The organism is Gordonia sp. i37 (assembly GCF_002043085.1).
Classification (GTDB): Bacteria; Actinomycetota; Actinomycetes; order Mycobacteriales; family Mycobacteriaceae; genus Gordonia; species Gordonia polyisoprenivorans.
Window position 1 is genome coordinate 1 of record NZ_MVPX01000287.1, and the last position, 7,478, is coordinate 7,478.

The 7,478-nt window shown below is 67.2% G+C and carries 6 protein-coding genes; 2 read left to right on the forward strand and 4 right to left on the reverse strand.

Translation table 11 applies throughout. From position 1 onward, the window contains the following. Window positions 1–1,727, forward strand: a 1,727-nt coding sequence (locus B1964_RS13880) for an acyltransferase family protein (RefSeq protein ID WP_139765732.1), incomplete at its 5' end; no start/stop codon positions are given. 6 nt (window positions 1,728–1,733) lie between these two features. Here B1964_RS13880 and B1964_RS13885 read toward each other — a convergent pair. From B1964_RS13885 to B1964_RS13900, 4 genes are all read right to left on the reverse strand, one after another. Then, window positions 1,734–2,627: an SGNH/GDSL hydrolase family protein gene (locus B1964_RS13885; RefSeq protein WP_231386648.1), complete on the reverse strand. Its 894-nt coding sequence runs from the start codon at window positions 2,625–2,627 to the stop codon at window positions 1,734–1,736. Window positions 2,628–2,727: 100 nt separating this feature from the next. Beyond that, window positions 2,728–3,210, reverse strand: coding sequence for a peroxiredoxin (locus B1964_RS13890; RefSeq protein WP_079930178.1), 483 nt, complete (start codon window positions 3,208–3,210; stop codon window positions 2,728–2,730). After that, window positions 3,207–3,644, reverse strand: a complete 438-nt coding sequence (locus B1964_RS13895; protein ID WP_006371504.1) for a DUF3052 domain-containing protein — start codon at window positions 3,642–3,644, stop codon at window positions 3,207–3,209. Before B1964_RS13895 ends, B1964_RS13890 begins: the two co-directional genes overlap by 4 nt. A gap of 141 nt (window positions 3,645–3,785) precedes the next feature. Then, window positions 3,786–4,496: a hypothetical protein gene (locus B1964_RS13900; RefSeq protein WP_172398839.1), complete on the reverse strand. Its 711-nt coding sequence runs from the start codon at window positions 4,494–4,496 to the stop codon at window positions 3,786–3,788. A 168-nt stretch (window positions 4,497–4,664) separates the two neighbouring features. Here B1964_RS13900 and aceE point away from each other — a divergent pair. Then, on the forward strand, window positions 4,665–7,478 hold a 2,814-nt coding region (gene aceE, locus B1964_RS13905), incomplete at its 3' end, for a pyruvate dehydrogenase (acetyl-transferring), homodimeric type (RefSeq protein ID WP_079930182.1).

Below are 7,478 nucleotides of genomic sequence, written 5' to 3' on the forward strand. Positions count from 1 at the left end.
TCCTGATCCCCTCGCTACTCGTTCGCGAATACGGAGCCAGCAAGCGAATTTCGTTGTCGCAGTTCTGGCCCCGACGCGCCCGTCGCATTCTTCCGGCCGCGCTGACGGTCCTGGTCGTGGCCACCGCCGTCGCCGGACTCATCGGCGGCGACGTCGGAGTGCAGCTCAAGAGCCAATTCCTCGGGTCGGCGTTCTTCGTCAACAACTGGGTGCAGATCGCGCAGTCGCACAGTTACTTCGCCGAGACGACACCCCAGATCTTCATGCACTACTGGTCGTTGGCGATCGAGGAACAGTTCTATGTGGTGTGGCCACTGCTGTTCCTCGGTGTGCTGTGGTTGGCACGCCGAACCTCGACGCGTACGCAACTGCGGATCACTGCCGCGGTGACGATCGCACTCGGCGCGGCGTCGGTGGCCGCGATGATCGCGATCTACAACCCGGACACCGACCCGAGCCGGGTCTACTTCGGCAGCGACACCCATTCCTTCGGCCTGCTGATCGGCGCCGCACTGGCACTGCTGTGCACCGCCCCGGCCGCCGATGCCGCCGATTCGTGGCCACGTCGGGTCTCGCCGCGCACCGCCGAGATCCTGGGCAAGACCGTCGCACCGGTCGTCTTCGTCGGGCTTCTGGTCCTCATGTTCACGTTGCCCGATACCTCACCACTCACCTACCAGGGCGGGCTCCTGCTGGCTTCGGTACTGACCGCGGGCGTGATCCACACCGCGGTCGGCGAGACCGGGCCGGTCCCGGTGATCCTGCGCGTGAAGGCCCTGCGATACCTCGGCGAGCGATCGTTCAGCCTGTACCTGTGGCATTGGCCTGTGGTGGTCTTCCTGCGCGCCTGGTTCCAGGAGGGCAAGGGCACGGCGTCATTCACCCTTCCCGGCTGGCTGATCGGCATTCTCGCCGCGGTGATCACCCTCGGCCTGTCCGAACTGTCCTACCGCTACATCGAGACACCGTTCCGCCGTAAGGGTTTCCGCGGCGTGCTGCGCGACCTCGGGAATTCGGCACGTCTACCGATCCCGGCCGCGGTGTTCGCCGCCGGCCTGGTCGTGATCCTGTTCGCCGGTTCCGCGCTGGGTACCAGCCCGTCGAAGTCGCAGTTGGAACTGCAGCTCGACCACCTCGCCGAGCTGCAGCGCCAGGCCAATGCGAGCCCGCCTCCGGCTCCCCCACGTCCGGCCGCGCCGAGTGCACCACGGCTACCGACCGGCCAGGAGATCACCGGCATCGGCGACTCGGTCATGCTCGCCTCGTCGCAGGCGTTGCGTGCGCGGTTCCCCGGCATCTACATCGATGCGCAGGTCTCGCGTCACTACAGCGGCGGCGAAGGCGTCATCGAGGATCTCCGCGCGTCCGGCGCGCTCCGCAAGTTCGTGGTGCTGGGATTCGGCACCAACGGGCAGGCGTTCCCCGGACAGCTCGATCGCATCCTCTCCGAGATCGGCCCGGGTCACCTGATCGTCTTGCTGGTCCCGTTTGGTCCGGTCGACGGCATCCCGCAGGCAGCACAACAGGTTCTGCAGTACGCACCACGACACCGCAACGTCTTCTTGGCGCCGTGGTGTCAGGCCGCGGCCGCCCATCCGGAGAACCTCGGTCCCGACGACGTCCACCCGATGGGACCAGGCACCTGGATGTATGCCGATGCGGTGACCGTGGGCCTGCAGCAAGCCGTCACCGGTAAGCGTGATCCCAACATCACCTGCCCGATCTGAGGACCGTCAGCCGGCAACCCACCGCGTCGAGGGCGCGGCGCCGACGCTGCCCGACGGATACGCCGCGGCCAGCGCATCGGCGAATCGCTTGTTGCGATCGGCGGTGCCCGCGGCGGTGTAGTGGATGCCGTCGGTGAACTCGGCCGGCGCAGCGGCGCCGGCCCAGTCCACCACGGCCAGATTGGCGTAGCGAGCGGTCGCGTTGCGCAGTGCGGTGTTGAACGTGGCCATGGCGGCCGAATCGAACGCCTTGTTACTCGGGTTCGACGAGGTGACCGTCGGCCAAAGGACCGGCTGCCCGGACAGCTGGCGCATGATCCGATCGATGCGGGCGTCGGCGTTGATCGAACTTCCCGTCGAGATGTCCCCGACGTCGTTGACACCCATGGCGATCACCCAGCAGCCGCGTGCGCCGGACGCGAGCCGGGACGCGACGGCGTGTTCGGCATCCGGTGAGGGTCCGCCGACGATCGCCCGGCCGCTGACCGCATCGAGGGTGAAGCTGTTGACCCCGACGCGGCGGTATTGGGCACTGGCGGTGTCTCCGGCCGCCGGAACGTACGCCGGATCGTCGGCGCGCACCGACGTCGAATCCCCGACCTGGATCACCGAGGTGCATCGTGACATACCGGTCTGGTCACCCGTCCCGGGGATCAGGCTCTGCAGGCTGGGCAGCAGATCGCCCAACCCCATGTCCGACGACGAGTTCGGGATGCCGGCGACGATGCCCGGCAGGTCGTTGAGGTCCGGCAGTGCGTCCGACGGCGCGGCGGCGCAGTGTCCGGCTCCCGCGAAGGCCAGCGCACCCCCGGCGAGCATGCCGACGCCGACGCGGCGCAAGCGGCCACGGGTGCAGATCCTGGTGAGCTGAGACAGCGACAGTTTGTTCACAATAGTCACACTGAACTACACCAGTCACTTCTGTCGCAACCCGAGGCGTGCAACGACTTGGTCAAGACTTGGCGCCCCGCTCGTGGCGAGCGGTGCGGTGACAGTGGAGTCAGACGGCGGCGAGCGCCTTGTCCCAGAGGGCCTCCGAGCGCGCCTCACCCGGGCCGACGACGTCGGCGAAGGCGATGCTGCCGTCGGTGTCGACCAGGAAGGTTCCGCGATCGGCGTATCCGCGGCCCTCGCTGAACACGCCATAGGAGCGGGCGACGTCGCCGTGCGGCCAGAAATCCGACAGGATCGGGAACAGGAACCCCTGCGCCGCCGACCACACCTTGTGCGTCGGCGGCGGCCCGACCGACACCGCGACCGTGGTCACCTCGTCGTTGGCGAAGCGCGGCAGATTGTCACGGATGTACCCGAGTTCGCCCTGGCAGGTGCCGGTGAAAGCGAGCGGGAAGAACACGATGAGGACCTTGCGACCCTCGGAACGCAACCGCGACAACGAGACCCGCTGGTTGTTCTGGTCGCGTAGCTCGAAGTCCGGTGCGGCGGCGCCGATCCCCAGCGGGACCGACATCTCCGGAGCGCTCATGGGCGTTTGCCGGAACGCGACTTCGGTTGCACCAGACGCGAACCCGACCAGTCGCCGAGACTGACCACCGAGGTCTGGGTCAACCCGGCAGTGGGCGCCGCCTCGGCGATCTCACTCGGGTCGACGTAACCGGGATTGCCCGTCTTCGGCGAGAAGACCCAGACGTATCCGTCGTCGGCGAGCGGGCCGATCGCGTCCATCAGACGGTCGACGAGGTCACCGTCGTCGTCGCGCCACCAGAGCACCACCGCGTCGATGACGTCGTCGGCGTCCTCGTCGAGCATCTCCGCGTCGATCGTGTCCTCGATGTCGGCACGCAGGTCGTCGTCGGTGTCCTCGTCCCAGCCGAGTTCCTGGACCACCATGCCGGGGGCGAACCCCAGTTTCTGTGCACTGCTGCCGTCGGAGCCATTGCTCCCTGAGGCGGCTACCACCGCGCGAGACCTCCCAAGTCAACATGTTTCGCCGTGTCGGCAATTCGATCGCAGCCGACCCGATCAGCCGACTATTGGGACAGCGTAATGCACTCGACGATCGTGCACCGACACGAATTCATGAACTCGCGCGCCGCGGGGCTATCCGGGTGGGCGTGCACCGGTCGTGGTCGGGGCCAGTCCGGGCGGGGTCGGCAGGTAGGTCGCGCAGACGGCCAGCACGGACTGCTTGTCGCGGGTCCAGGTGTCGGCGATCGGATTCAGGCCGACGAGCTCACGTCGTCCGATGGCGTCACCGAGCCGCCCCGAGCTGGCGAGAAAGGCGTTCACCGGGCCGGTCACGTCGGCGCCGACCGCATCGGTGACCTTCGCCCGGATCTGGTCCACACCGGCGATCAGGCTCGCCCGGGCGCGGTCGTCGAGGTCACCGACACGGTCGTAGGACTGGACCGCGTTCAGACGATCGACGAAGGTGTTGTACCCGCGGACCATCACGACCATCGACGACATGGCCTGCCGACACAGCGTCACCGCGAGCTCCCGGCGCGCCGCCGAGGTCGAGGCCGACTGTTCGGACCGGTACATCGACACCTGTGCGGAGTCGACGGTCGGCGCGCCGGGCACCGACGTCGCACATCCGGCGAAGATCAGCACCGCGGCCGTCAGGACCACGGCCGTCAGGACCACGGTCACACCCACCCGTGTCGCACCCCCGGCGGTTCTCCGGACGCGCAACACCCCGGAGCGCCCCTGGTCGGCGTCCGTCTGATGGCATTCTTCTGTCCCGCTGTGGCACCCCCCGACGTTGCGCAGCTCCGCCCGGTATGCCCGGCGGGCCGATGCACGCCTCACTGCACGCTCCTTACTCCGTGGTAATCACAAACCGAACGCTACCGCAGGTCAGGTACTACGCGCCCAATCCGAACACCCCCGATGCCAAGCGAGGCGACATGGGGCACGATGTGGGGTGGGTCCGTGAGCGAGCACACCATCGTCGTCGACGGACTCTCGTGTCATCGCATGCCGGGCAGCACCCCCGCCCGGCCCGATCGAGGAGTAGGCATCACCGTGACCGAACAGGCAGAGAAGGACGTCAGCGCGACCTCCGGCGGCACCCCCGACAGGTCGGGTCCGCGCGTGCGCGTCATCCGTGAGGGTGTCGCGTCCTACCTGCCCGACATCGACCCCGACGAGACCGGCGAGTGGCTGGAGAGCTTCGACAACCTCGTCGCACATGCCGGACCGGCCCGAGCCCGCTATCTGATGCTCCGGCTGCTCGAGCGCGCAGGCGAGAAGCACGTCGCCATCCCCTCGCTGACGTCCACCGATTACGTCAACACCATTCCCACCGAACTCGAACCCTGGTTCCCCGGCGACGAGGGCGTCGAGCGCACCTTCCGTCAGTTCATCCGCTGGAACGCCGCCATCATGGTGCACCGCGCTCAGCGTCCCGGGGTCGGGGTCGGCGGTCACATCTCGACCTACGCGTCGTCGGCGTCGCTGTACGAGGTCGGCTTCAACCACTTCTTCCGCGGGCACGAACACCCAGGCGGCGGCGACCAGATCTTCATCCAGGGTCACGCGTCGCCGGGTATCTACGCCCGTGCCTTCCTCGAGGGCCGGATCACCGCCGAGCGGATGGACGGGTTCCGGCAGGAGCACAGTCACGCCGGTGAGGGCGGCGGTCTGCCCTCCTACCCGCACCCGCGACTCATGCCCGAGTTCTGGCAGTTCCCGACGGTGTCGATGGGTCTCGGTCCCATGAACGCGATCTATCAGGCGCGCTTCAACCACTATCTGCACGATCGCGGTATCAAGGACACCTCCGACCAGCACGTGTGGGCCTTCCTCGGCGACGGCGAGATGGACGAGACGGAGTCACGCGGGTTCGCCAGTTTCGCCGCGACCGAGGGCCTGGACAACCTCACCTTCGTCATCAACTGCAATCTGCAGCGGCTCGACGGACCGGTCCGCGGTAACGGCAAGATCATCCAGGAACTCGAGTCGTTCTTCCGCGGCGCGGGCTGGAACGTCATCAAGGTGGTGTGGGGCCGTGAGTGGGATGCACTGCTGCACGCCGACCGCGACGGTGCCCTGGTGAATCTGATGAACACCACGCCCGACGGCGACTTCCAGACCTACAAGGCCAACGACGGCGCCTTCGTGCGGGAACACTTCTTCAACCGCGATCCGCGCACCAAGGAACTCGTCAAGAACATGTCCGACGCCGAGATCTGGAATCTCAAGCGCGGCGGCCACGACTACCGCAAGATCTATGCCGCCTACGCGTCGGCGATGGCGCACAAGGGTCAGCCGACGGTCATCCTGGCGCACACGATCAAGGGTTACACCCTGGGCAAGCACTTCGAGGGCCGCAACGCGACCCACCAGATGAAGAAGCTGACCCTCGACGATCTCAAGGACTTCCGCGACGAGACGCGAATCCCGATCAGCGACTCCCAACTCGAGGAGAATCCGTACCTGCCGCCGTACTACCACCCCGGGATGGACGCCCCGGAGATCCAGTACATGCTCGACCGCCGCAAGAACCTCGGCGGCTTCCTGCCCGCGCGCCGTACCAAGGCCAAGGCGTTGTCCCCCGATGTGAGCAAGGCGCTCGCGACCACCGCAAAGGGCTCGGGCAAACAGCAGGTGGCAACCACCATGGCACTGGTGCGCGTGTTCAAGGATCTGTTGCGCGACAAGGAGATCGGCCATCGGATCGTGCCGATCATCCCGGACGAGGCGCGGACCTTCGGGATGGACTCGTGGTTCCCGACGCTCAAGATCTACAACCGCAACGGACAGCTCTACACCTCGGTCGACGCCGAGTTGATGCTCGCCTACAAGGAGAGCAGCGAGGGCCAGATCCTGCACGAGGGCATCAACGAGGCCGGCTCGGCCGCCTCGTTCACCGCCGTCGGCACCTCGTATGCGACGCACGACGAGCCGATGATCCCGCTCTACATCTTCTATTCGATGTTCGGCTTCCAACGCACCGGCGACAGCTTCTGGGCGGCCGCCGACCAGATGGCGCGCGGCTTCGTCATCGGCGCCACCGCGGGACGCACCACGCTGACCGGCGAGGGCCTGCAACACGCCGACGGCCAGTCACCGCTGCTCGCGGCGACCAACCCGGCGGTGGTGGCCTACGACCCCGCCTTCGCCTACGAACTCGGACACATCGTCGCCGACGGTCTGCGTCGAATGTACGGCGAGAATCCGGAGAACATCTTCTACTACCTCACCGTCTACAACGAGCCGATCAGTCAGCCGGCCAAGCCCGACGACCTCGACATCGAAGGTGTGCTCAAGGGCATCTACCGGTTCAGCCCGGCCCCGCAGGACAAGCAGTACCCGGCCAACATCCTCGTCTCGGGGGTGACCATGCCCGACGCGCTGCGCGCCCAGGAGCTCCTGGCCGCGGACTGGAACGTCGGCGCCGCGGTGTACTCGGTGACGTCGTGGAGTGAACTCGCCCGCGACGGCATCGCGATCGACCGTGCCGCGGTGCGGACCCCGTCGCAGGATGCGGGTCAGCCCTACGTCACCAAGGTCCTCTCGGACACCGCCGGGCCGTTCGTGGCGGTCAGCGACTACATGCGTGGTGTCCAGGAGCAGATCCGCGCCTACGTGCCGGGCACGTATCTGACGCTCGGTGCCGACGGCTTCGGGTTCTCCGACACCCGTCCGGCCGCTCGTAGGGTCTTCAACGTCGACGCCGAGTCCATCGTCGTCGGGGTGCTGGTGGCCCTGGCCCGCGACGGGCACATCGATGCCGGCGTCGCGGCGCAAGCCGCCGACAAGTACCAGATCACCGACGTCAACGCCGCC